At 70.6% G+C, this 23,101-nt stretch carries 19 protein-coding genes; 6 read left to right on the plus strand and 13 right to left on the minus strand.

The annotated features are described in order from the left end of the window. Nucleotides 1-40: 40 nt before the first annotated feature. From pssA to ACFVYS_RS42225, 9 genes are all read right to left on the minus strand, one after another. Complete coding sequence (pssA, locus tag ACFVYS_RS42185; RefSeq protein ID WP_389511016.1) at nt 41-859, minus strand: CDP-diacylglycerol--serine O-phosphatidyltransferase; 819 nt, start codon at nt 857-859, stop codon at nt 41-43. A 22-nt stretch (nt 860-881) separates the two neighbouring features. Continuing rightward, nucleotides 882-1,538: a phosphatidylserine decarboxylase gene (locus ACFVYS_RS42190; protein ID WP_020125547.1), complete on the minus strand. Its 657-nt coding sequence runs from the start codon at nt 1,536-1,538 to the stop codon at nt 882-884. A gap of 170 nt (nt 1,539-1,708) precedes the next feature. Next, nucleotides 1,709-2,914: an acyl-CoA dehydrogenase family protein gene (locus tag ACFVYS_RS42195; protein ID WP_389510992.1), complete on the minus strand. Its 1,206-nt coding sequence runs from the start codon at nt 2,912-2,914 to the stop codon at nt 1,709-1,711. Nucleotides 2,915-2,916: 2 nt separating this feature from the next. Continuing rightward, nucleotides 2,917-3,441, minus strand: a complete 525-nt coding sequence (locus ACFVYS_RS42200; protein WP_389510994.1) for a MaoC family dehydratase — start codon at nt 3,439-3,441, stop codon at nt 2,917-2,919. 5 nt (nt 3,442-3,446) lie between these two features. Beyond that, complete coding sequence (locus ACFVYS_RS42205) at nt 3,447-4,406, minus strand: HpcH/HpaI aldolase/citrate lyase family protein (protein WP_389510995.1); 960 nt, start codon at nt 4,404-4,406, stop codon at nt 3,447-3,449. After that, a complete protein-coding gene (locus ACFVYS_RS42210; RefSeq protein ID WP_389510997.1) occupies nt 4,403-6,430 on the minus strand; it encodes a protein meaA in 2,028 nt (675 codons plus the stop codon). The genes ACFVYS_RS42205 and ACFVYS_RS42210 overlap by 4 nt, the downstream gene beginning before the upstream one ends. Before the next feature lie 17 nt (nt 6,431-6,447). Continuing rightward, nucleotides 6,448-7,785: a crotonyl-CoA carboxylase/reductase gene (gene ccrA / locus ACFVYS_RS42215; protein ID WP_389511018.1), complete on the minus strand. Its 1,338-nt coding sequence runs from the start codon at nt 7,783-7,785 to the stop codon at nt 6,448-6,450. Between the two features lie 431 nt (nt 7,786-8,216). Continuing rightward, a complete protein-coding gene (locus ACFVYS_RS42220) occupies nt 8,217-9,032 on the minus strand; it encodes a TetR family transcriptional regulator (protein WP_200839964.1) in 816 nt (271 codons plus the stop codon). A 136-nt stretch (nt 9,033-9,168) separates the two neighbouring features. Beyond that, a complete protein-coding gene (locus ACFVYS_RS42225) occupies nt 9,169-10,974 on the minus strand; it encodes a 3-hydroxyacyl-CoA dehydrogenase family protein (RefSeq protein WP_389510998.1) in 1,806 nt (601 codons plus the stop codon). A gap of 436 nt (nt 10,975-11,410) precedes the next feature. Here ACFVYS_RS42225 and ACFVYS_RS42230 point away from each other — a divergent pair, with 436 nt between their 5' ends. Then, nucleotides 11,411-11,992 carry an adenylosuccinate lyase gene (locus ACFVYS_RS42230; RefSeq protein ID WP_389511000.1) on the plus strand — a complete coding sequence of 194 codons (582 nt, stop codon included), beginning with the start codon at nt 11,411-11,413 and terminating at the stop codon, nt 11,990-11,992. A 31-nt stretch (nt 11,993-12,023) separates the two neighbouring features. Here ACFVYS_RS42230 and ACFVYS_RS42235 read toward each other — a convergent pair whose 3' ends face one another. The 4 genes from ACFVYS_RS42235 to ACFVYS_RS42250 all read right to left on the minus strand — a co-directional run bounded on the left by ACFVYS_RS42235 (nt 12,024) and on the right by ACFVYS_RS42250 (nt 15,828). Continuing rightward, nucleotides 12,024-12,527, minus strand: a complete 504-nt coding sequence (locus ACFVYS_RS42235; RefSeq protein ID WP_389511020.1) for a GNAT family N-acetyltransferase — start codon at nt 12,525-12,527, stop codon at nt 12,024-12,026. A 23-nt stretch (nt 12,528-12,550) separates the two neighbouring features. Continuing rightward, on the minus strand, nt 12,551-12,949 hold the full coding sequence (locus ACFVYS_RS42240) for a RidA family protein (RefSeq protein WP_389511002.1): 399 nt from the start codon (nt 12,947-12,949) through the stop codon (nt 12,551-12,553). A gap of 56 nt (nt 12,950-13,005) precedes the next feature. After that, entirely contained in the window at nt 13,006-14,583 is a 1,578-nt protein-coding gene (locus ACFVYS_RS42245) for an alpha/beta hydrolase (RefSeq protein ID WP_389511004.1), read from the minus strand. Between the two features lie 201 nt (nt 14,584-14,784). Next, nucleotides 14,785-15,828 (minus strand): Rv2578c family radical SAM protein, encoded by a 1,044-nt coding sequence (locus tag ACFVYS_RS42250; RefSeq protein WP_389511006.1) that lies wholly within the window; start codon nt 15,826-15,828, stop codon nt 14,785-14,787. A 201-nt stretch (nt 15,829-16,029) separates the two neighbouring features. Between ACFVYS_RS42250 and ACFVYS_RS42255 the strand changes: the two genes are divergently transcribed. The 5 genes from ACFVYS_RS42255 to ACFVYS_RS42275 all read left to right on the plus strand — a co-directional run bounded on the left by ACFVYS_RS42255 (nt 16,030) and on the right by ACFVYS_RS42275 (nt 23,063). Then, nucleotides 16,030-16,473 (plus strand): SRPBCC family protein, encoded by a 444-nt coding sequence (locus ACFVYS_RS42255; protein ID WP_389511008.1) that lies wholly within the window; start codon nt 16,030-16,032, stop codon nt 16,471-16,473. Nucleotides 16,474-16,626: 153 nt separating this feature from the next. Continuing rightward, nucleotides 16,627-19,023, plus strand: coding sequence for an MFS transporter (locus ACFVYS_RS42260; RefSeq protein ID WP_389511010.1), 2,397 nt, complete (start codon nt 16,627-16,629; stop codon nt 19,021-19,023). 154 nt (nt 19,024-19,177) lie between these two features. Next, nucleotides 19,178-21,730, plus strand: a complete 2,553-nt coding sequence (locus tag ACFVYS_RS42265) for a SpoIIE family protein phosphatase (RefSeq protein ID WP_389511013.1) — start codon at nt 19,178-19,180, stop codon at nt 21,728-21,730. Between the two features lie 151 nt (nt 21,731-21,881). Then, complete coding sequence (locus ACFVYS_RS42270; protein ID WP_389511014.1) at nt 21,882-22,607, plus strand: class I SAM-dependent methyltransferase; 726 nt, start codon at nt 21,882-21,884, stop codon at nt 22,605-22,607. Nucleotides 22,608-22,709: 102 nt separating this feature from the next. Continuing rightward, nucleotides 22,710-23,063 (plus strand): DoxX family protein, encoded by a 354-nt coding sequence (locus tag ACFVYS_RS42275; protein WP_171400375.1) that lies wholly within the window; start codon nt 22,710-22,712, stop codon nt 23,061-23,063. Nucleotides 23,064-23,101 lie beyond the last annotated feature (38 nt).

Consider the following 23,101-nt stretch of genomic DNA (forward strand, 5'->3'; position numbering starts at 1 on the left):
CCGAGGTCCGGGCCGCACCCGTCGAGCGGTGGAGCGTCGGTCAGGGCAGCTGTGCCGCCCGCGCCTCGCGCCGGTTGTCACGGAAGTTGTTCACCCGGCGGGCCGTGGCGAACAGCGGGATGACCGCGCCCATGACGAGCTGCAGCGCGCAGCCGGTCTGGAGCAGGAGCTGACCGCTCGGGGCGTCGAACGCCCAGGCCGCCAGCAGCCCCATCGACAGCACGATCCAGGAGAGCATCGCGCCGGCCAGGCGGCCCCGCGGCTTCGGGTACTCGACCCGGCTCACCATCAGCCACGCGGTGCCGATGATCGCCATGAGCGTGGCGACGAACGGCAGCTCGAGGAGCACGATCGAGACGACCGTCAGCGCGCCGAACGGCGACGGCATGCCCTGGAAGGTGCCGTCCTTGACGGTGACGCACGAGAATCTCGCGAGCCTCAGCACCACCGCGAGCAGCACCACGATCGCCCCGACCGCCGCCACCCGCTGGTGGGCGTCGTCGGCGACCATGCCGTAGACCAGGACGAAGTACGCCGGGGCCAGACCGAAGCTGATCAGGTCCGAGAGGTTGTCCAGCTCCGCGCCCATTGGCGACGAGCGCAGCTTGCGTGCGACCAGGCCGTCGAACAGGTCGAAGACCGCCGCGCACAGCATCAGGATGACCGCCGTGGCCGCGCTGTGGCGGGCCATGCCGGATTCCTGGCTGCCGGTGAGGTGCGGGATCAGGATGCCGGTGGTGGTGAAGTACACGGCCATGAAGCCGCACGTCGCGTTGCCGAGGGTGAGGGTGTCCGCTATCGACAGGCGGAGAGAGAGGGGCATCTCCTCGTCGTCGTCCACCTCGTCGGCCTCGGGCACCCAGCCCGCCTGGGTCTCCGGGTCAATCACGGTCAATGCGAGTCACCCCTGCCACGGTCTTCTGCCCCACCTCGACCGCGACGTCCACGCCCTCGGGGAGGTAGATGTCGACACGCGAACCGAAGCGGATCAGGCCGATCCGCTCGCCCTGCTCGACCTTCGTGCCCTCGGGGATGTAGGGGACGATGCGGCGGGCGACGGCTCCGGCGATCTGGATCATCTCGATGTCACCGAGCTCGGTGTCGAAGTGCCAGACGACGCGCTCGTTGTTCTCGCTCTCCTTGTTGAACGCCGGCACGAACCCGCCCGGGATGTGCTCGACCGACGTCACGGTGCCGGCCAGCGGCGCACGGTTGACGTGGACGTTGAGCGGGCTCATGAAGATCGCGACCCGGGTGCGTCCGTCCTTCCACGGCATGATGCTCTGCACCACACCGTCGGCGGGGGAGATGACCCGACCCGAGGCGATCTCGCGCTCGGGGTCGCGGAAGAACCACAGCATGCCCGCCGCGAGAGCGGTGGCGGGCACGGCGACGGCCTTGGCGGCACCCGAGCGGCGGGCGCGCAGCAGGCTGACGGCTGCGGTGGCGACGGTCGGCAGAAGCCACGGCGATGCTCCGCGCGCGAGGCGTGCGCCTACCAGGCTGTCGCGGTGTGCAGAGGTTTGGCTGTGGGGCATGGATGACCTTCGTAGCGGATGATGCCGCGCTTCGACGGGGGGACGGCGGCTTTACGCGATCGTAGCGGTTCGGGGCCGCAACTGGGTAAGCAAGGAAGCCGAGTCGATGGCGGAGGGAAGTTGACGGGGTGTGATCTTCTTCTCGAAGAAAACACCCCCAACTCGGACAATCACCCTTGGAACCGATACTCCTCGAGCAACCTGCGTCCGATGATCATTTTCTGGATTTCTGCGGTGCCTTCACCGATCAGCAGCATCGGGGCCTCGCGGTAGAGGCGCTCGATCTCGTACTCCTTGGAGAAGCCGTAACCGCCGTGGATCCGGAAGGCGTCCTCCACGACCTCCTTGCAGTACTCGGAGGCGAGGTACTTCGCCATCCCTGCCTCAAGGTCGTTTCGTTCCCCGGAGTCCTTTTTGCGTGCGGCGTTCACCATCATGGCATGGGCGGCCTCGACCTTGGTAGCCATCTCGGCGAGCTTGAACTGGATCGCCTGGTGCTGGGCGATCGGCTTGCCGAAGGTGTGGCGCTGCTGGGCGTACGAGACGCCCAGCTCGAAGGCACGATGGGCGACGCCGCAGCCACGCGCCGCGACATTGACGCGGCCCACCTCGACCCCGTCCATCATTTGGTAAAAACCTCGGCCGGTGACCCCGCCGAGCACGCGATCGGCGGGAAGGCGCAGGCCGTCCATGATCAGCTCGGTGGTGTCCACCCCCTTGTACCCCATCTTGTCGATCTTGCCCGGGATGGTCAGGCCGGGGCGGACCTCACCGAAACCGGGTTCCTTCTCGATCAGGAAGGTCGTCATCGACTTGTGGGGGGCCGTGCCCTCGGGGTGTCCTTCGTCACTTCGGACCAGAACGGCCACCAGCGACGACGTCCCGCCGTTCGTCAGCCACATCTTCTGGCCGTTGAGGACGTACTCGTCGCCGTCCTTCACCGCCTTCGACGTGATCGCGGACACGTCCGAGCCGAGAGCCGGCTCCGACATGGAGAAGGCGCCGCGAATGTCGCCGGCCGCCATCCTCGGCAGGTAGTGGTCCTTCTGCTCCTGCGTGCCGTGCTGCTTGAGCATGTACGCCACGATGAAGTGCGTGTTGATGATGCCGGAGACCGACATCCAGCCGCGGGCGATCTCCTCGACGCACAGGGCGTACGTCAGGAGCGACTCGCCCAGACCGCCGTACTCCTCGGGGATCATCAGGCCGAACAGGCCCAACTCCTTGAGACCGTCGACGATCGCTTGCGGGTACTCGTCGCGGTGCTCCAGCCCGGTCGCGACCGGGATGATCTCCTTGTCCACGAAGTCGCGGACGGTGGAGAGGATCTCCTGCTGGATGTCGGTCAGACCGGCGGTCTGGGCGAGGCGCGCCATGGCTACTTCTCCGTCTTTTCCGAAGGGTCGTTCAGCTCCGGGCGGCCCGGCTGCTCGCCGCCGCGCTCCTTGATGTACGTCTCGGTCGGCACCATGACCTTGCGGCGGAACACGCAGACCAGCGTGCCGTCCTGCTTGTAGCCCTTGGTCTCGACGTAGACGATCCCGCGGTCGTTCTTCGACTTCGACGGCCACTTGTCGAGCACGGTCGTCTGCCCGTAGATCGTGTCGCCGTGGAAGGTCGGCGCCACGTGCTTGAGCGACTCGATCTCCAGGTTGGCGATCGCCTTGCCCGAGACGTCCGGCACGGACATGCCGAGCAGCAGGGAGTAGATGTAGTTGCCCACGACGACGTTCTTGCCGAAGTCGGTCGTGTGCTCCGCGTAGTTGGTGTCCATGTGGAGCGGGTGGTGGTTCATGGTGAGGAGACAGAACAGGTGGTCGTCGTACTCCGTGACCGTCTTGCCCGGCCAGTGCTTGTACGTCGCCCCGACCTCGAACTCCTCGTAGGTGCGTCCGAACTGCATGGCGCTCAGCCCTCCGGGATCTCGAACTTGCTGGTGCGCTGCATGCCGGCGGCGCGGCCCTTGCCGGAGATGACCAGCGCCATCTTGCGGCTGGCCTCGTCGATCATCTCGTCGCCGAGCATCGCCGAGCCCTTCTTGCCGCCCGCCTCGGACGTGTAGTAGTCGTACGCGTCCAGGATCAGCTCGGCGTGGTCGAAGTCCTCCTGCGACGGCGAGAAGATCTCGTTGGACGCCTCGACCTGGCCCGGGTGCAGCACCCACTTGCCGTCGAAGCCGAGGGCGGCCGCGCGTCCGGCGACCTCGCGGTAGCCGTCGACGTTGCGGATCTGGAGGTAGGGGCCGTCGATCGCCTGCAGGTCGTTGGCGCGGGCGGCCATCAGGATCTTCATCAGGATGTAGTGGTAGGCGTCCGCCGGGTAGCCGGGCGGCTGCTCGCCCACGACCAGCGACTTCATGTTGATCGACGCCATGAAGTCGGCCGGGCCGAAGATGATCGTCTCGACGCGCTGGGAAGCCGTGGCGATCTCGTTGACGTTGTTGAGGCCCTGCGCGTTCTCGATCTGCGCCTCGATGCCGATGCGGCCGACCTCGAAGCCCATGGTCTTCTCGATCTGCGTCAGGAGCAGGTCCAGCGCGACGATCTGCTGGGCGTTCTGCACCTTCGGCAGCATGATGCAGTCGAGGTTGGGTCCGGCCCCCTCGACCACCGTCACGACGTCGCGGTACGTCCACTCGGTCGTCCAGTCGTTGACCCGGACCACCCTCGTCTTGCCCGTCCAGTCGCCCTCGTTGAGGAACTTGACGATGGTGTGCCGCGCCTCGGGCTTGGCGAGCGGGGCGCACGCGTCCTCGAGGTCGAGGAACACCTGGTCCGCCGGGAGGCCCTGCGCCTTCTCGAGGAAGCGGGGGTTGCTGCCCGGGACCGCGAGACACGAGCGGCGGGGACGCAGACGGTTGACGGTCATGCGGGGACCTCCAGGGGGTCGAGCTTGTTCGCTTTCCGGATCTCGTCGACGATGCGGCCGATGATTCCGGTGATGTCGAAGTCCTTCGGGGTGAAGACCGCGGCCACGCCGGCAGCCCTGAGCTGTTCGGCGTCTCCATTCGGGATGATGCCACCGGCGATCACCGGGATGTCTGTGGCACCGGCCACACGCAGCCGTTCGAGGACGTCCGGCACCAGCTGGGCGTGCGAGCCGGAGAGGATGGACAGGCCGACGGCGTGCACGTCCTCCTCCAGCGCGGCGTCCACGATCTGCTCGGGCGTCAGCCGGATGCCCTGGTAGACCACCTCGAAGCCGGCGTCCCGCGCGCGCACGGCTATCTGCTCGGCGCCGTTGGAGTGCCCGTCCAGGCCCGGCTTGCCGACCAGGAAGCGGAGCTTGCCGACGCCCATGTCCTTCGCGGTGACATCGACCCGGCGGCGGACGTCGGCCATGGCCGAGCCCGCCTCGGCCGGGACCGCCACCGGCGCCGACGACACACCGGTCGGGGCGCGGAACTCGCCGAACACCTCGCGCAGCGCCCCGGCCCACTCGCCGGTGGTGACGCCGGCCCGGGCGCACTCCAGGGTGGCTTCCATGAGGTTGGCGGTGCCCTTGGCGGCCTCCTTCAGCTTCTCCAGCGCCTTGCACGGGCGCGGGTGGTTGAAGGGCGGCTGGTAGCGCGTGTCGCGCCAGTTCTCGAGGGAGGCGATGACACGGGCCTCGACCGCCGGATCGACCGTCTGGATGGCCGTGTCGAGATCCGCGGTGAGCGGGTTGGGCTCGGTCGTCTCGAAGATGTTGACGCCGATGATCTTCTCCTGCCCGGACTCGATCCGGGCCCGGCGCTCGGCGTGCGAGGAGACGAGCTGCGACTTGAGGTAGCCGGACTCGACGGCGGCCATCGCGCCGCCCATCTCCTGGATCCGCTCGATCTCCGTGAGGGACTCCTCGACCAGCTCCCCCACCTTGGTCTCGATGACCTTCGAGCCCTCGAAGATGTCCTCGTACTCCAGCAGGTCGCTCTCCAGAGCGAGCACCTGCTGGATACGCAGCGACCACTGCTGGTCCCAGGGGCGGGGCAGGCCGAGGGCCTCGTTCCAGGCGGGCAGCTGCACGGCACGCGCGCGTGCGTCCTTCGACAGCGTCACGGCGAGCATCTCGAGGACGATCCGCTGGACGTTGTTCTCCGGCTGCGCCTCCGTCAGGCCCAGGGAGTTGACCTGGACGCCGTAGCGGAAGCGGCGCTGCTTGGCGTTCTCGATGCCGTAGCGCTCGCGGGTGATCCGGTCCCAGATGCGGCCGAAGGCGCGCATCTTGCACATCTCCTCGACGAACCGGACGCCCGCGTTGACGAAGAAGGAGATACGGGCGACGACCTCGCCGAACTTCTCGGCCGGCACCTGTCCGGAGTCGCGGACGGCGTCCAGCACGGCGATCGCCGTGGACATCGCGTACGCGATCTCCTGGACCGGCGTGGCCCCGGCCTCCTGCAGGTGGTAGCTGCAGATGTTGATCGGGTTCCACTTCGGGATGTGGGAGACCGTGTACGCGATCATGTCCGTGGTGAGACGGAGGCTCGGCCCCGGCGGGAACACGTGCGTGCCCCGGGACAGGTACTCCTTGACGATGTCGTTCTGGGTCGTGCCCTGGAGCAGGGTGATGTCCGCACCCTGCTCCTCGGCGACGACCTGATAGAGCGCCAGCAGCCACATGGCGGTGGCGTTGATCGTCATCGAGGTGTTCATCTGCTCCAGCGGGATGTCCTGGAACAGCCTGCGCATGTCACCGAGATGGGCCACCGGCACGCCGACCCGGCCGACCTCGCCGCGGGCGAGGACGTGGTCGGAGTCGTAGCCGGTCTGGGTGGGCAGGTCGAAGGCGACCGACAGACCCGTCTGGCCCTTGGCGAGGTTGCGCCGGTACAGCTCGTTGGACGCCTCGGCCGTGGAGTGACCGGCGTACGTGCGCATGAGCCACGGCCGGTCCTTCTGACGCTCAGTCATCTATGACCTCGGGTGTCTCAGATGTTGCGGAAGCGGTTGATGGCGTCGATGTGCTGGGCGCGCTTCTCCTCGTCGCGCACACCCAGACCCTCCTGGGGGGCCAGCGCGAGGACGCCGACCTTGCCCTGGTGGAGGTTGCGGTGCACGTCGTAGGCGGCCTGGCCGGTTTCCTCCAGGGAGTAGACCTTCGACAGCGTCGGGTGGATCTTGCCCTTCGCGATCAGCCGGTTGGCCTCCCAGGCCTCGCGGTAGTTGGCGAAGTGCGAGCCGATGATCCGCTTCAGGGACATCCACAGGTAGCGGTTGTCGTACTCGTGCATGTAGCCGGAGGTCGAGGCGCAGGTGGTGATGGTGCCGCCCTTGCGGGTGACGTAGACCGAGGCGCCGAAGGTCTCGCGGCCCGGGTGCTCGAAGACGATGTCGATGTCCTCGCCGCCGGTGAACTCGCGGATGCGCTTGCCGAAGCGCTTCCACTCCTTCGGGTCCTGGGTCTGCTCGTCCTTCCAGAACCTGTAGCCGTCGGCGTTGCGGTCGATGACCGCCTCGGCGCCCATGGCCCGGCAGATGTCGGCCTTCTCGGGGGAGGAGACGACACAGATCGGGTTGGCGCCGCCGGCCAGCGCGAACTGCGTGGCGTAGCTGCCGAGTCCGCCGCTGGCGCCCCAGATCAGGACGTTGTCGCCCTGCTTCATGCCGGCGCCGTTGCGGGAGACCAGCTGCCGGTAGGCGGTGGAGTTGACGAGGCCGGGGGCCGCCGCCTCCTCCCACGACAGGTGGTCCGGCTTCGGCATCAGCTGGTTGGACTTGACCAGGGCGATCTCCGCGAGGCCGCCGAAGTTGGTCTCGAAGCCCCAGATGCGCTGCTCGGGGTCGAGCATCGTGTCGTTGTGGCCGTCGGAGGACTCCAGCTCGACGGACAGACAGTGCGCGACGACCTCGTCGCCCGGCTTCCAGGCGTTGACGCCCGGGCCGGTGCGCAGGACGACGCCCGCCAGGTCGGAACCGATGACGTGGTACGGCAGGTCGTGCCGCTTGGTGAGCTCGCTGAGCCTGCCGTAGCGCTCCAGGAAGGAGAACGTCGACACCGGCTCGAAGATCGAGGTCCACACGGAGTTGTAGTTGACCGAGGAGGCCATGACGGCCACCAGGGCCTCGCCCGGACCGAGCTCGGGCAGGGCCACCTCGTCCAGGTGGAGGGACTTGCGGGGGTCCTTGTCACGGCTCTCGAGCCCGGCGAACATCTCGGCCTCGTCCTTGTGCACGGTGATCGCGCGGTAGGACTCGGGGAGCGGCAGAGCGGCGAAGTCGTCCGGCGTCGAGTCCGGCGACTGGATCGCGTCCAGGATCTTCTGCATGGTCACGGTGTTGCCTCCGGCGGTGAGCGCCCTGAGGGCGGGGCGCTGAGGGTTACGTCGGTGCTGCTGAGGGTTGGGTTGAACGTGCCGTCGGTTCGGCGGATGTGCTGTTCGGCAGCGCTTTGTGGCGCGGGAGGTTGCCTGTGACGCAGGCGTCCGGGCGCGCAAACCATGAGCTTGCGGGGACAGCCGACGTACGAATGGTCTCTGCACGCCGGCCGCCCGGACACCTTCAACGTATGACACCGCGTGTCACCCCGCAAGGCACTGAGTGCCAGAACTTGGTCTCAGCTGAAATCTTTACGTAACAAATGAGCGATGATCGATCGAACGGCCTCTGAAATGTGCGTGAAAAGGGGCTCTGACATGCCAAAACGGCCACCCGGTGGGGTGGCCGTCGTCACAACGTTCCAAGGGGTTCCGAGGGGCGCTCAGCGCTCCTTGAGGGCCTGCTCGATGGTGCGCATGACCTCGTCCAGCGAGGCGTCGGTACGGGCGACCGTCACCAGGACCTCGCCCTGGGCGGAGACCGCCGCCGGGGCCGGCTGAGGGGCGCCGGCGCTGCTGCGGCCGGCTCCGATACCCGTCCCGAACGTCTTCCGCACGATCGCGAAGGCGTGGTCGAGCTGGGTCTCGACATCGCCCTGGCCGCCGGCTCTGAGCCAGCGCCGCAGCACGTGGTTGTGGGCGGTGACCACGGCGGACGCGGCGACCTCGGCGAGCAGCGGATCGTCGTTGGCGTCGTCGTCGTGGGCGTGCTCGTCGAAGTGCCCGAGGAGGTAGCGGGTGAAGAGCCGCTCGTAGCGGGCCACCGACGCGATCTCCGCCTCGCGCAGGGTGGGCACCTCGCGCGTCAGCTTGTAGCGGGCCACCGAGATCTCCGGCCGGGCCGCGTACATCTTCATGACCTCCTTGATGCCACGGCACACCGTGTCGAGCGGATGCTCGTGCGCCGGGGCCGCGTTGAGCACGGCCTCCGCCCGGATCAAGGTGTCGTCGTGGTCGGGGAAGATCGCCTCTTCCTTGGAGCGGAAGTGGCGGAAGAAGGTCCGGCGGGCGACTCCGGCCGCGGCCGCGATCTCGTCGACGGTGGTCGCCTCGTACCCCTTGGTCGCGAACAGCTCCATCGCCGCGGCCGCCAGTTCTCGGCGCATCTTGAGTCGCTGGGCTGCCGCGCGGCTGCCCGCGGCACTCTCCGGCGCGTCGGGCGTGGCTGGTGTACGTGAGGACCTGGCGGGCTGGGGCATGACCCGAACGTACTGCATGTGCGCAGCTCGGTGCGCCTGTCCGGGGTTTCCCCCGCCCTCGGCGGGCGGGGGCCCGAGGGCGGGGTCGAGGAGCCCGCCCCAGTCCTCGTCTGCGCGGAGCCGGTCGCCGATACCGTCAGCGGCGGGCATATTCGCGGAAGCCGCGGCCGGTCTTGCGGCCGAGGCAGCCCGCGGCCACCAGGTGCTCCAGGAGCGGGGCCGGGGCCAGGCCCGGATCCCGGAACTCGCGGTGCAGCACCTTCTCGATCGCCAGCGAGACGTCGAGTCCGACGACGTCCAGCAGCTCGAAGGGGCCCATCGGGTAGCCGCCGCCCAGCTTCATCGCCGCGTCGATGTCGTCGAGGGAGGCGTAGTGCTCCTGGACCATCTTGATCGCGTTGTTGAGGTACGGGAAGAGCAGCGCGTTCACGATGAAGCCGGCCCGGTCTCCGCAGTCCACCGCGTGCTTCTTGATCCGCCCGCACACCTCGCGGACCGTCGCGTGGACGTCATCGGCCGTCAGCACGGTACGGACGACCTCGACCAGCTTCATCGCGGGCGCCGGGTTGAAGAAGTGCATCCCGATCACGTCCTGCGGGCGCGAGGTGGCGCGGGCGCAGGCGACGACCGGCAGCGAGGAGGTCGTCGTGGCGAGGACCGCGCCGGGCTTGCACACCTTGTCCAGCGTCGCGAACAGCTGCTGCTTGATCTCCAGGTCCTCGGCGACCGCCTCGAGCGCGAGGTCGACGTCGGCGAAGGCGTCGTAGGAGCCGGCCGGGGTGATCCGGTCCAGGATCTGGGCGGCGGTCTCCGCGGTCAGCCGGCCCTTGTCGACCGAGCGGGAGAGCGACTTGCCGATCCGGGCCTTGGCGGTCTGCGCCTTCTCCTCGCTGCGGGCGGCGAGGACGACGTCGTAACCGGCCTTGGCGAAGACCTCGGCGATACCGGAGGCCATGGTGCCGGAACCGGCGACACCGACCGAACCGACCGGACGGCCGGGGGCCGCGCCGGCGCCGGACAGGGGGGTCAGCGCGTCCGGGACGACCGTCGCGCTGTTCGGGGCGTCGTAGGTGTAGAAGCCGCGGCCCGACTTACGGCCGGTCAGGCCCGCCTCGCTGAGCTGCTTGAGGATCGGCGCGGGGGCGTGCAGCCGGTCGTGGGACTCGGCGTACATGGCCTCCAGGACCGTACGGGCCGTGTCCACGCCGATCAGGTCGAGCAGGGCGAGGGGGCCCATCGGCAGTCCGCAGCCCAGCCGCATCGCGGCGTCGATGTCCTCCCGGGAGGCGTACCGGGCCTCGTACATCGCGGCGGCCTGGTTGAGGTAGCCGAACAGCAGGCCGTCGGCGACGAAGCCGGGGCGGTCGCCGACCGCGACCGGCTCCTTGCCGAGGTCGAGGGCGAGGTTGGTGACGGCGGTGACGGCGGTGGGCGCGGTCAGCACCGAGGAGACGACCTCGACCAGCTTCATGGCCGGCGCCGGGTTGAAGAAGTGCAGGCCCAACACCCGCTCCGGACGCGCCGAGTCGGCGGCGAGCCGGGTCACGGAGAGCGCGTTGGTGCCGGTGGCGAGGATGGTCTCGGGCCGCACCAGCCCGTCCAGCTCGCGGAAGATCTGCTGCTTGATCTCGTACGACTCCGGCGCCACCTCGATGACGAGGTCGGCGTCGGCCGCCGTACGCAGATCGGTGGAGACGCGGACCCGGGCCAAGGCCGCGGTGCGCTCCTGCTCGGTGAGCCGGCCGCGCTGCACGGCGCGGGCGGTGGAGGCCTCCACCGCGGCGAGGGACCGCGCGGCCTGGGCCTCGCTGATGTCGATGCCGATCACCTCACGCCCGGCCTTCGCCAGGACCTCGGTGATGCCGGTGCCCATGGTGCCGAGGCCGATGACGGCGATCGTCCGGAGCGGGGACAGAGGGGTGTCGGACAGGGGAGCGACCATCGCGGGACTCCAGAAATGAGGTGACGACTGGGAACGCGCCCGGGTGCGCCGAACGGCCTCTGCGAGGCCCGGACGCACCGGGTGCGGTGAAGGATGTGCGGGTGTTGCCGGGCTGACGAGCGCACACGCCCGGTGCCGTCGCCGAGGGCGTGCACACGCCCGGAGCGAACGGCAGATCCGACCGGCCCTGTCCCGTGGCCGGGTCGTACAGCGGTACATGTGGTACCGAACCGACTTCTCGCGGCGACTGCGTCACCAGGCCACCACGAGGAGGTGTAGCGAGTGATTGACTCGCTCGTATGAGCTTAACCGGTGGGTAACGAGCGCGCCAGCCCCTGGGAATGTGACCTGTTTCGCTCGAACGTCCCCACTCGGCCGGGCGGGCCGGGTGCCCGGTTCGCGCCTCCGCGCACAGCCCAGCCCCTACGCTCGGCACATGGACGAAGAGTTGCGATCACTCACGGAGCGCTTACGGCGCGAGTCCGGCGCGACGGCGGCGTACGAGCGGCTGGCGCGTACCGCGGACCACGACGAACTGGCGGGCGTGCTCACCGAGTCGGGGCAGCCCCTCTGGGCCCGCGAGCTGGCCGCGTTCCGGCTGGGCTGCGCCGGGGACCGGCGCGCCTTCGAGGCGCTCGTCCTGCTGCTCAACCACCGGGACCCGCCGCGCTGTGCCTCCGCCGCCCACGCGCTGGCCCGTCTCGGCGATCCCCGCACCGCCCGTGCCGCGGCCGCCCTGGCCACCAACGAACTGCGCGTCGCCTACGCCCTGCACCCCGTCCGGCTGCTGGTGGACCTGCGCGCACCCGAGTCCGTCCCCGCGCTGATCACGACCCTGCGGCGACGCCTGAGCCCGCACGACCCCCACCGCCGGGTGGCCCTCGCCTGCGTCGAAGGGCTGGGCACCCTGGCCGACGACCGCGCCCGACCGGTACTCAACGACGCCCTGGCCCACCCGGCACTGGCGGAGGCGGCCGTACACGCGCTGGCGCGCATTCCCCGGCAGCGGCAGCGGTGAGAGCGCGGGACCGACGGGCGTGAGCGCGCCTTCAGAGGGGCAGGTGTCCGAGGTACCGCACCTCGGGCACCGCGACGCCCTCCACCTCGAAGGGCTCCTCGGCGCCGTCCGCGTGGAACCCGGCACGCTCGTAGAAGCGGCGGGCCGTGGCGTTGCCCTCGAGGACCCAGAGGTACATGCGGGAGTGTCCGAGGGCGCAGGCCCGCCGCGTTGACTCCTGGAGAAGGGCCCGCCCGACACCCCGGCCGAGGTGCTCGGTGTCGACGTAGATCGCGTACAACTCGGCGTCCCCGGTACGGACTTCACCGTCGCGGTAGGCGCCCTGGGCGGCCCAGCCGACCACCCTCCCGGCCCGTTCCGCGACCAGGTTCACCACCTCGGCACCGCCGCCCTGCCCGAAGCGGGCACGGCGCCGCCCGGCGTCCTCGGCGACACTCAGCGCGTCCAGGTACGACTGCGGCAGCAGCCCCCGGTAGGCGCTCCGCCAGCCCCGGATCCGGATCTCGGAGACCCGGTCGACGTCGGCGAGCGTCATGTCCCGTACGACGGTCGCGGGAGTCACTCGCCCAGCACCGCGAAGGCCTCGATCTCCATCAGGAAGTCCGGGTGGACCAGGGCGGCGACCTGTACGGCCGAGGCGGCGGGGAGGCGGTCGTCGGGTATGTGGGCGGTGCGGGCCGCGCGGATCGCGGGCATGTGGGCCATGTCCGTGACGAAATAGGTGAGTTTGACGACGTCGTCGAAGGTCGCGCCGGCCGCTGCGAGGCAACGGCGCAGGTTCTCGAAGACCTGGCGGGCCTGGGCCTCCGGGTCGCCCTCGCCGACCAGCCTGCGGTGTTCGTCGAGCGGGAGCTGACCGGCGACGGCCACGAAACGGCCGGTGCCCATGACCACATGCGAGTACTGGGCCGCGGCGGCGACTCCGTCGGGGGCGGGAATCCTGGTCGGTTCGCTCATGCGTCCATGGTGGACCACGGGTCCGACAACGCCCCCGACGGGTCGGTGATCACCGCTCAGCCACGGAACCCCAGCAGCCCGTGCAGCGTCGAGCCGCGGGCGCTGGGCGAGGCGGTCTTCGAGGCCGACGGCTTCGGGTCGGGCTGCGCCTTGCACACCGCGTCGACCCCGCCGGTCCCGCGCGGCACCGTGCCGTCGGCCAGGTACGCCGCCAGGTGCTTGTCCAGGCAGGTGTTCCCGCTCAGCGTGATGCCGTGGTTCTGGCCGCCGTCCTCGACGACGAGGCTCGAACCGCCCAGCAGCGCGTGGACCGTCGCGCCGCCCTCGTACGGGGTGGCCGCGTCGTTCGTCGCCTGGAACAGCAGGGCCGGCGGCAGCTCGCCGTTGGTGAGGTTCACCGGCCCCACGGACCCGGTCGGCCAGAACGCGCACGGCGCGTTGTACCAGGCGTTGTTCCAGGTCATGAAGGGCGCCTTCGCGTACACCGACCAGTTGTCCGTGCGCCACTCGTCCCAGTCGCGCGGCCAGAAGGCGTCACGGCACTGCACCGCGGTGTAGATGCTGTAGCCGTTGTCCCCGGGGGCGTCGACGGCGGCGAAGTTCTTGTACGCCTCGACCAGCGGGGCGGCGTCCTTGCGGTTCGCGTACGCGGCGAACGCCTCGGCGAGAAGGGGCCAGTAGCCGTTGTAGTAGCCGCCGGGCAGGAAGGTGTCCTCCAGCTCCGAGGCGCCCACCCGGCCGGCGGCCGGCTTCCCGGCGAGGGCCGCCCGCATCGCGTACCACCTGGTCTCGACCCGCTCCGGGTCGGTGCCGAGCCTGTACGTCTTGTCGTTCCTGGCGATCCAGGCCATCAGGGCGCGGTGCCGGTCGTTGAAGGCCAGGTCCTGCGTGAGGTTGTCCTCGTACCAGACGCCCGTGGGGTCGACGATCGAGTCCAGGACCAGGCGCCGTACCCGCTGCGGGTAGAGCTTGGCGTACACCGCGCCGAGGTAGGTGCCGTACGAGTAGCCGAAGTAGTTCAGCTGCCGCGCACCGACCGCGGCACGGATCGCGTCCATGTCCCGCACGGCGCTGACCGTGTCGATGTACGGCAGCACGCGCGCGTACTTCTTCGCGCAGGCCGTCGCGAAGGACCGCGCGCGGGTGACGTTGGCCTTCTCGATCGCCTCGGTGCTCGGCACGGAGTCCGGGCGCACGGTGGCGAAGTGGCCGGGCGCGCAGTCCAGCGCGGGCGTGCTCTTGCCCACCCCGCGCGGGTCGAAGCCGATGACGTCGTACTGGGCCGCGACCGCCTTCGGCAGCGCCGAGGCGACGAATCCGGCGAGGCTCAGCCCCCGGCCACCGGGGCCACCGGGGTTGACCAGGAGCGGTCCCTGGTACGTCTTCGCGGTGTGCGGGACGCGGGAGAGCGCCAGCGTGATCTGTTCACCGCCCGGCCGCGCGTGGTCGAGCGGCACCTTCAGGGACGCGCACTGGAGCGTCGGCTGCCCGGTGGTGCCGCAGTTCTTCCAGGAGAGCGCCGCCGCGCGGGCGTGCTCCGCGGCGGGTGAAGGGCTCGCGGCGGCGGGCACGGCGGTGACCGTCCCGGCCACGACGACGGCGACAGCGCACAGCACGGCTGCGCGTTGGTTCATGGAGTGCTCCAGAGACGACGAAGGGGCCGGAGGTGGTCGGACCGCAGGTCACGGCCCTTGCCGCATCGTCCCGAAAAGAGCGCCCGCCAGAACCTGTTCCGCCGTTGATTGACCCGATCGAGTCACCGGATGCGCTCGAACGCGCTCAGATCAACGTGCTCAGATCAACGTGCTCAGATCAACGTGCTCAGACCCGCGTGCTCAGATCAGCGACAGCTGGGTCGGCCCGGACTCGGTCGGCTCCTCCGCCGGCCCGGGCCGCGGGATCCGGCGGGGCATCCCCGCGCGCGAGGGGCCGATCCCGTACTCCTCGGCCAGCTCGTGGACCTGACGGGTGATCCGCCGCTGGTACCACTTGGGGGCGTAGGCACCGTCCGCGTACAGCCGCTCGTACCGGCGCACCAGGTACGGGTGGTGCTGCCCGAGCCAGGCCATGAACCACTCGCGGGCGCCGGGGCGCAGATGCAGCGCGAGCGGGGTGACCGAGGTGGCCCCGGCGGCCGCGATCGCCCGCACGGTGGCGCGCAGCTGGGCCGGCTCGTCGCCGAGGAACGGGATCACCGGCGCCATCAGCACTCCGCAGCCGATCCCGTGGTCGGTGAGGGTCCTGACGACGTCCAGACGCCGCTGGGGCGCGGGCGTACCCGGTTCCACGGTGCGCCACAGCTCGGTGTCGGTGAAGCCGACGGAGACCGAGACGCCGACGTCGGTCACCTCGGCGGACTGCCGCAGCAGGTCGAGGTCGCGCAGGATCAGGGTGCCCTTGGTCAGGACCGAGAAGGGGTTCGCCCGGTCGCGCAGGGCGGACAGGATGCCCGGCATCAGCCGGTAGCGGCCCTCCGCGCGCTGGTAACAGTCGACGTTCGTGCCCATCGCGACGTGCTCCCCGTGCCAGCGGGGCGAGGCCAGCTGGCGCCGCAGCAGGTCCGGCGCGTTCACCTTGACGACGATCTGGGTGTCGAAGCCGGTCCCGGTGTCGAGGTCGAGATAGCTGTGCGTCTTGCGGGCGAAGCAGTACACACACGCGTGCGTGCAGCCCCGGTAGGGGTTCACCGTCCACTCGAACGGCATCCGGGAGGCCCCCGGCACCCGGTTGAGGATCGAGCGGGCCCGGATCTCGTGGAACGTGATGCCGGCGAACTCGGGCGTGTCGAACGTCCTGGTCGTGACCGCGTCCGCACCGAACAGCGCGGCATCGGCCGGCCGGTCGTGGCGGGTCTCCACAGTGAGGTTGTCCCAGCGCATGACGCCTCCTCGGTAGCACTGCCCCCACAATAGAACATGTGTTCCCATGATCGTGCGAGGAACCTTTCGGGAGCCGATTTCGATCGCCCCGCGATCGCTTCCGGGACCCCGATTTGGGCGGCCGTGGACCGGGGTGGTTGGCTTGCCCCGAACCTGAGGAACCCCGAACAACCCTGAGCAACACAGACGTGGAGGAACCCCATGGCGCAGGTCGAGGCCACCACCGAGCGGGTCGTCGCCGCGGATCCGGAGAAGGTGTTCGACACCATCGCCGACTACAGCGGCGCGCGCGGGAGGCTGCTGCCCGAGCACTTCAGCGAGTACGAGGTGCGCGAGGGCGGCGACGGCGAGGGCACCCTCGTCCACTGGAAGCTCCAGGCCACCAGCAAGCGCGTCCGTGACTGCCTCCTGGAGGTCGCCGAGCCGACCGACGGTGAGCTCGTCGAGAAGGACCGCAACTCCTCGATGGTCACCGTCTGGCGCGTCACCCCGGCGGGCGAGGGCAAGTCTCGCGTCGTGGTGACCAGCTCCTGGAACGGCGCCGGCGGCATCGGAGGCTTCTTCGAGAGGACGTTCGCGCCCAAGGGTCTCAACCGGATCTACGACCTGATTCTCGCCAACCTCGCCACCGAGGTCGAGAAGTAGATCAACACCCGTGCGCTCCGCGCGCGTTGATTCCCTTCACCGGTTCGAGTGGATCTCTCTTGTGACCGGGATGGCGCCGTAACTCGTCGCGCTTGCTCGTAGTTGTCGCTTTACGCGGGAATTGCGTGGCAGGCGCGACGAGGGGAGCGGCACATGGGCGGGACCACGCTGACACAGGACGAGCCGGTCACGGCACCTGCCGCGGAGGACCGGCCCCCGGCGCCGGCCGGCCCGCCGGAACCCGGCCGACGCCAGGTGCGGCTGATCTTCTTCTCCCTGATGCTCGCCCTGCTCCTCGCGGCCCTGGAGCAGATGATCGTCGCCACCGCCCTGCCGAAGATCGTCGGCGAACTGCGCGGCCTGGACCGGATGTCCTGGGCGATCACCGCCTACCTGCTCACCGCCACCGTCGGACTGCCGGTCTACGGCAAACTCGGCGACCTCCTCGGGCGCAAGGGCGTCTTCCAGTTCGCGATCGTGGTCTTCGTCATCGGCTCCGCGCTCGCCGGGCGGGCCCGGACCATGGACCAGCTGATCGCCTTCCGCGCGGTCCAGGGCGTCGGCGCCGGCGGACTCATGATCGGCGTACAGGCGATCATCGCGGACATCGTGCCGCCCCGGCAGCGCGGCCGGTTCATGGGCCTCATCGGAGCCGCCTTCGCTCTCGCCTCGGTCGCCGGACCGCTGCTCGGCGGCTACTTCACGGACCACCTCTCCTGGCGCTGGTGCTTCTACATCAACGTCCCCTTCGGCCTCCTCACCCTGGCCGTCGTCACCGTCGTGCTGAAGCTGCCGAAGCCGACGGCGAAGCCCCGGTTCGACGTCCTCGGTGCTCTGTTGCTCGCCGCCGCCTCCACCTGCCTGGTCCTGCTCACCAGTTGGGGCGGCACCAGGCACGCCTGGGACTCGGGCGTCATCCTCGGCCTCGGCGCGGGAGCGGCCGCCGCGGCCGCCCTGTTCCTCGCCGTGGAGCGCGCAGCAGCCGAACCCCTCATCCCGCTGCGGCTGTTCAGGGACGCCGTCTTCAACGTCACCGCGCTGGTCGGCCTGGTGATCGGCGTCGCGCTGTTCGGCGCCGCGAGCTATCTGCCGACCTTCCTGCAGATGGTCGACGGGGCCACCGCCACCGAGTCGGGGCTGCTGATGCTGCCCATGATGGGCGGCATCGTGGGCGCCTCGGTCCTCTCGGGGCAGCTCATCACGCACACCGGCCGCTACAAGATCTATCCCGTCCTCGGCAGCGCCCTCGCCGCCCTCGGCATGTGGCTGCTGTCCCGGCTGGAGGTCGACACGCCCCGGCTCCAGTACAGCCTCTGGATGGCCGTCCTCGGCGCCGGCATCGGGCTGGTGATGCCCGTGCTCGTCCTCGCCGTGCAGAACTCCGTGCGCCCCGCCGACCTCGGCACCGCCACCAGCGCCAACAACTACTTCCGGCAGATCGGCGGCAGTGTCGGCGCGGCGATCTTCGGCACGCTCTTCGCCGACCGGCTCACCGACGCCCTGCGCGCCCGCCTGCCCGTCCGCCCGGGCAGCGGCCTCCCGGACCCCGAGTCCCTCACCCCGCAGCTCGTCCACGCCCTGCCCCCGGAGCTGCGCGACCCCTACATCCGCGCCTACGCCGACGCCATGCCGAGGATCTTCCTCTACCTCGTGCCGGTGCTGCTCCTCGGCCTGCTCGTCGCCTTCTTCCTCGAGGAGAAGCCGCTGGTGTCCCACCACACCGCCGCACCGGAACCCGCGCCCGGGAGCACGGCGCTCCCGCAGACCCTCGCATCCCACGCGCCGCACACCGCCGGCGTCCCCGTGCGCGGCACGGTGCGGCACCCCGACGGAACCGTGGTGCCCCGCGCGGCGCTCACGCTCATCGACGTGAGCGGGCAGCAGATCGGCCGGGACGCCAGCGGCGAGGACGGCCGGTTCGCGCTGGCCGCGCCGGGCTCCGGCGCGTACGTGCTGATCGCCGCCGCCGGCGGCCACCAGCCGCGGGCCGCCTCCGTCACCGTCGGCGAGCGCCCCGTCGAACTGGACGTCGTCCTCGGCGGCGCCGGACGCCTCGCCGGCAGCGTGGTCACCGCCGACGGTTCCCCGGTACGGGAGGCCACCGTCACCCTCACCGACGTGCACGGCGAGGTCGTCGCCAGCACCCGCAGCGGCCGCGAGGGCCGCTATGCCATCACCGAACTCGTCGCCGGGGAGTACACCCTCGCCGCCGGCGCGCCCGCCTTCCGCCCGGCCGCCGTCCCGGTCAGCGTCCGGGCCGCCCGGGAAACCCGCCAGGACGTCGAACTCGCCGGCGGCGCCCTGCTGCGCGGCACCGTCCGGGCCACCGGCGGGCGGCCCGTCGAGGACGCGCGCGTGACCCTCCTGGACGCGGCGGGCAACGTCGTGGACACCCTCACCACCGGGCCCGACGGCGCCTTCCGCTTCGTCGACCAGTCCTGCGGCGAGTACACCGTCATCGCCGCCGGTTACCCGCCGGTCGCCACCGTCCTCCAGGTGGGCGGCGGCGGACGCACGGAACGCGACCTCCAGCTCGGCCACGAGGACTGATCGCGTCGCGAGCGGCCGCCGGGACGGGCGGCGTACCCCGGCGCGCCCGGCCGAAACCAATTCCAGGATTGCCGCACATGCCGACGGACGTGCGCCGTACGGTGGTGACGGCGGGACAGATCTTGCACAGCTCTGGGGAGAGAGGGCCTGGGCCATGGACCGTGGCACCGAGAGGGACGTACCTCCCAGCCGCGGAGCCGGGAGCGACGCGGCCGACACGGCGGGCGAAGCGAGCTGGGGGTTCCCCCGCCCGGAGGGCGGGGGAGAGTCCGCCGACGCCGGGCGCGTCCCCCTGGCCGTGGTCGTGGTGGACCGCGAGGGACTCGTCTCCCACTGGAGCACCGGCGCACGCCGGCTGTTCGGCGTCGTCAAGGAGGAGGCGATCGGCCGGCCCGCGATCGACCTGCTCCCCGTCTCCGGGGCGCTCCCCGAGCCGGACGACGATCTTCCGGACGGTGGGTACGACGGCTACGGGGACTACGCGGCCTACGACGGTCTCGGGCCCGGCCTCGACTCCTCCCTCGACCGGGGCCTCGGCTACCCGGCCGCCGGACGGGCCCGGCTGACCGTGCCCGGGCGGGACCGCGACGGTGGTCGGGCCGACGTGCTGTGGTGGGCGTACCCGCTGGTGGGACCGGGCACGGAACGGCTGCTGGTGCTGGCGGCGGACGCGGCGGCACTGCACCAGGACGAACCGGCGGACCCGCTGGCCGTCGAACGCATCGCGCCCGCCTTCGCCCTGCACACCGACTTCCCCGGCGCGGCGGAACTCGCCCGGCGGCTGCCCGAGATCCTGCCCAGCATGAGTGTCGGCGAAGGCGCCCGCATCGTCGCGCAGATCCTCGAACTCGGCTATCCCGTACTGGAGTTCAGTCAGAACGAACGGGTGCCCGTGACCCCCGACTGGGGCGTGGCCCGGCGCGTCGAGCGCCGAGCGCGCCGCGAGCGGGCCGCCCGCGTCGCCGCCGAAGGGATGCCCGTACCGCAGGAGCTGGTCGACGAGGGCGAGGACCTCGAATACGTCGCCGTCCGTGAGCGGCTGGAGTTCCTCAACGAGGTCAGCGGGAAGATCGGCACCTCCCTCGACCTCTCCCGCACCATCCTCGAGGTCAGCAGAGCCGTCGTCCCGCGCTTCACCGACGTCGCGGGCACCTATCTGCGCGAACAGGTGGTCGCCGGGGAGGGGTTCCCCGACGGTGTGCCGGACACGACCACCATGTGGCACCGGGTCGCCGTCGAGCACACCGACGAACCCGGCCGATGGGACGACGTCGTACCCGTCGGCGAGGCCATGCCGTTCCCGGCGCACACCCCCTTCTTCCAGTGCATGACGACCGGACAGCCCGTCCTGGTGCCGCGTATCAGCGAGCAGATGGGCCACGCCATCGCCTCGCAGTTCGAGAAGCGTGACATCCGGCCCCTGATCACCGGCCGTTCCATGCTGGTCGTCCCGCTCAAGGCACGGAACGTCGTCCTCGGCTTCATGATCCTGCTGCGTCACCCCGAGCGTGCCCTCTTCAACGACATGGACCGGGTCACCGGCGCCGAACTCGCGGCCCGCGCGGGCCTCGTGCTCGACAACGCGCGCATGTACACCTACCAGGAGAGCGTCGCCGAGACCCTCCAGGACAGCATGCTGCCGCACATCCCGCCGCGGATGGCGGGCTGTGACATCGCCACCCGCTATCTGCCGGGCACGCTGCTCGGCCGGGTCGGCGGCGACTGGTTCGACTCGGTGAAGCTGCCTGGCGCGCGGACCGCCCTCGTCGTCGGCGACGTCATGGGACACGGTCTCAACTCGGCAGCGATGATGGGGCAGTTGCGGACGGCCGTGCAGACCATGGCCGCCCTCGACCTGTCGCCCGCCCAACTCCTTCGCAATCTCGACGACTTGGCGCAACGGCTCGGCGACACCTACCTCGCGACCTGTCTGTACGCCGTCTACGACCCGATCGAGGGCGAGCTGCACCTCGCCAACGCGGGACATATCCCGCCCGTGTTGGTGCGTGCCGTCGACGGCCGCAGCGAACTCCTCGAACTGCCCACCGGCGCGCCCATCGGGGTCGGCGGGGTGCCCTTCGAGGCGGTACGCGTGCGCGTGGAGCCGGGTGACCGGCTGGTGATGTGCACCGACGGGCTGGTGGAGGTGCGCGGCGAGGACATCGGCGTAGGGCTCGCGACCCTCTGCGAGTCCGCCGCCCACCCGGCCGCCTCGATGGACGACGCCTGCGACACCATCATCCGCGCCCTCAACACCCGCGGCGGCCGCAAGGACGACGTGGCCCTGCTCCTGGCCCGCCTCAACGGCATCGAGCCGGACGACGTCGCCGAGTGGCGGTTCCCCCTCGACCCGGCGCAGGTCGGCCGGGCCCGTGTGGTGGTCCGCGAGCAGCTGCACGACTGGGGCCTGGCCAAGTCGGCCGACGCCGCCGTGCTCCTGGTGAGCGAGCTGGTCACCAATGCCGTACGGCACGCCCGCCGGAGCCCCGTGGCCCTGCGCCTCGTCCGCGGCGAGACGCTGCTGTGCGAGGTCGAGGACGACGACCACGAACTGCCGACCCTGCTGAGCGCAGGGCCCGGTGACGAGGCCGGGCGGGGGCTGCGCGTGGTCAGCGCGCTGGCCCGCGAGTGGGGCACCAGCCGTACGGGAGCGGGGAAGTCCGTGTGGTTCGAGCTGACCCTGCCGCGCCGCCCCGCGGGGCGCTGAGCAGGACCGGCCGGGCCGCGCCGGACGGCGGACGGATCTCGAACGCGGCGTGAAGGAATGCGCACCACGCTTGTCGCGCCGACCGGGGAGCGATAGACCGTACTCGCCCGTCACTTGCGGCGGATCGGCCTTGCATTCTGGGGAGTTGTGCATGAGCGTGACGAGTCGTTACCGGGAGGCGTGGGAGGGCTTCTGGCGGGAGGCTCCGGAGGAACCGGGCGGTGTCTTCTGGGACGCGGACCCGAAGGTGACCGCCGCCCTCCACCTGGCTCTCTTCGAGCCCCATCTCGCCGACCCCGGACTGGCGTTGGTGGACCTCGGCTGCGGCAACGGCACTCAGACACGGTACTTCGCCGACCGTTTTCCGCACGTCGTCGGCGCCGACCTGTCCGCCGCGGCCCTCGACCACGCCCGCCGCGCCGACCCCGCCGGACAGGCCGCGTACCGGCTGCTGGACGCGGCCGAGAAGGGCGCGGCCGAGACGCTGCACGCCGAACTCGGGGACACCAACGTCTATATGAGGGGCGTCCTGCACCAGTGCGAGCCCGACGACCGGCAGCCGCTGGTGGACGGGATCGCCGCGCTGCTGGGGGAGCGCGGCCGGGTCTTCCTCGTCGAACTGTCGGAGGCCGCCCGCCCCGTCCTCGGCGGACTGGCGCAGAGCCCGGGCGGCCCGCCGCCGAAGCTCGCGCCGATCTTCCGGCACGGCATCGCCCCCGGCGAAGTGGCCGACGACGCGGTGCCGAGGTATCTGCGCACCGCCGGTCTCACGGTTCTGGCCTCCGGTGAACTGCCGCTGGTGACCACCGAGTCCGCTCCCGACGGCACCCGGATCGAGCTGCCGTCGAAGTGGCTGGTGGCCGCCCACGCCGAGTGACCGCCGTCACATCAACAGCGGCTCCTGCGGTTGTCACATTTCCGCGGCGCACCGTGTCAGGGGGTCCAGGGAGGCACGGAAACCCCCTGAGGAGCTGCTGAGATGTTCACTGACCACTCCACCGCCTACGTCGTCGTCACCGTTGTCGGAGCCGTCATGGCGGGCTTCTCGGCCGCCTCGATCTTCCTCGGCGCCGAGTGGACGGTGAAGCCGCTGGCCGACTACGGAGTGCCGCGCTCGTGGTGGCCGTGGCTCGGCGCGGCCAAGGCCGCGGGCGCGGCCGGACTGCTGGCCGGACTGTTCGTGCCCGTGGTCGGCGTGCTCGCCGCGATCGGTCTGGTCCTGTACTTCCTCGGCGCCGCCGGCACCGTGCTGCGGGCCCGCTGGTTCGCGCACCTGCCGTTCCCGCTGGTCTACGCGGCACCGGCGGTGGCCTCGCTGGTGCTGGCGTTCTGAGAACGGGCGAGGGACGGGTGGGGCCGACCGGGAACGCC

It is taken from the genome of Streptomyces sp. NPDC058295, assembly GCF_042880655.1.
Lineage (GTDB): Bacteria > Actinomycetota > Actinomycetes > Streptomycetales > Streptomycetaceae > Streptomyces > Streptomyces coriariae.

Bases quoted from the DNA above. Each gene is read 5' to 3' on its own strand.
- ACFVYS_RS42190 (WP_020125547.1), bottom strand. From the start codon at position 1,538: ATGCCCCACAGCCAAACCTCTGCACACCGCGACAGCCTGGTAGGCGCA.
- ACFVYS_RS42195 (WP_389510992.1), bottom strand. From the start codon at position 2,914: ATGGCGCGCCTCGCCCAGACCGCCGGTCTGACCGACATCCAGCAGGAG.
- ACFVYS_RS42200 (WP_389510994.1), bottom strand. From the start codon at position 3,441: ATGCAGTTCGGACGCACCTACGAGGAGTTCGAGGTCGGGGCGACGTAC.
- ACFVYS_RS42205 (WP_389510995.1), bottom strand. From the start codon at position 4,406: ATGACCGTCAACCGTCTGCGTCCCCGCCGCTCGTGTCTCGCGGTCCCG.
- ACFVYS_RS42210 (WP_389510997.1), bottom strand. From the start codon at position 6,430: ATGACTGAGCGTCAGAAGGACCGGCCGTGGCTCATGCGCACGTACGCC.
- ccrA (WP_389511018.1), bottom strand. From the start codon at position 7,785: ATGCAGAAGATCCTGGACGCGATCCAGTCGCCGGACTCGACGCCGGAC.
- ACFVYS_RS42220 (WP_200839964.1), bottom strand. From the start codon at position 9,032: ATGCCCCAGCCCGCCAGGTCCTCACGTACACCAGCCACGCCCGACGCG.
- ACFVYS_RS42225 (WP_389510998.1), bottom strand. From the start codon at position 10,974: ATGGTCGCTCCCCTGTCCGACACCCCTCTGTCCCCGCTCCGGACGATC.
- ACFVYS_RS42230 (WP_389511000.1), top strand. From the start codon at position 11,411: ATGGACGAAGAGTTGCGATCACTCACGGAGCGCTTACGGCGCGAGTCC.
- ACFVYS_RS42235 (WP_389511020.1), bottom strand. From the start codon at position 12,527: ATGACGCTCGCCGACGTCGACCGGGTCTCCGAGATCCGGATCCGGGGC.
- ACFVYS_RS42240 (WP_389511002.1), bottom strand. From the start codon at position 12,949: ATGAGCGAACCGACCAGGATTCCCGCCCCCGACGGAGTCGCCGCCGCG.
- ACFVYS_RS42245 (WP_389511004.1), bottom strand. From the start codon at position 14,583: ATGAACCAACGCGCAGCCGTGCTGTGCGCTGTCGCCGTCGTCGTGGCC.
- ACFVYS_RS42250 (WP_389511006.1), bottom strand. From the start codon at position 15,828: ATGCGCTGGGACAACCTCACTGTGGAGACCCGCCACGACCGGCCGGCC.
- ACFVYS_RS42255 (WP_389511008.1), top strand. From the start codon at position 16,030: ATGGCGCAGGTCGAGGCCACCACCGAGCGGGTCGTCGCCGCGGATCCG.
- ACFVYS_RS42260 (WP_389511010.1), top strand. From the start codon at position 16,627: ATGGGCGGGACCACGCTGACACAGGACGAGCCGGTCACGGCACCTGCC.
- ACFVYS_RS42265 (WP_389511013.1), top strand. From the start codon at position 19,178: ATGGACCGTGGCACCGAGAGGGACGTACCTCCCAGCCGCGGAGCCGGG.
- ACFVYS_RS42270 (WP_389511014.1), top strand. From the start codon at position 21,882: ATGAGCGTGACGAGTCGTTACCGGGAGGCGTGGGAGGGCTTCTGGCGG.
- ACFVYS_RS42275 (WP_171400375.1), top strand. From the start codon at position 22,710: ATGTTCACTGACCACTCCACCGCCTACGTCGTCGTCACCGTTGTCGGA.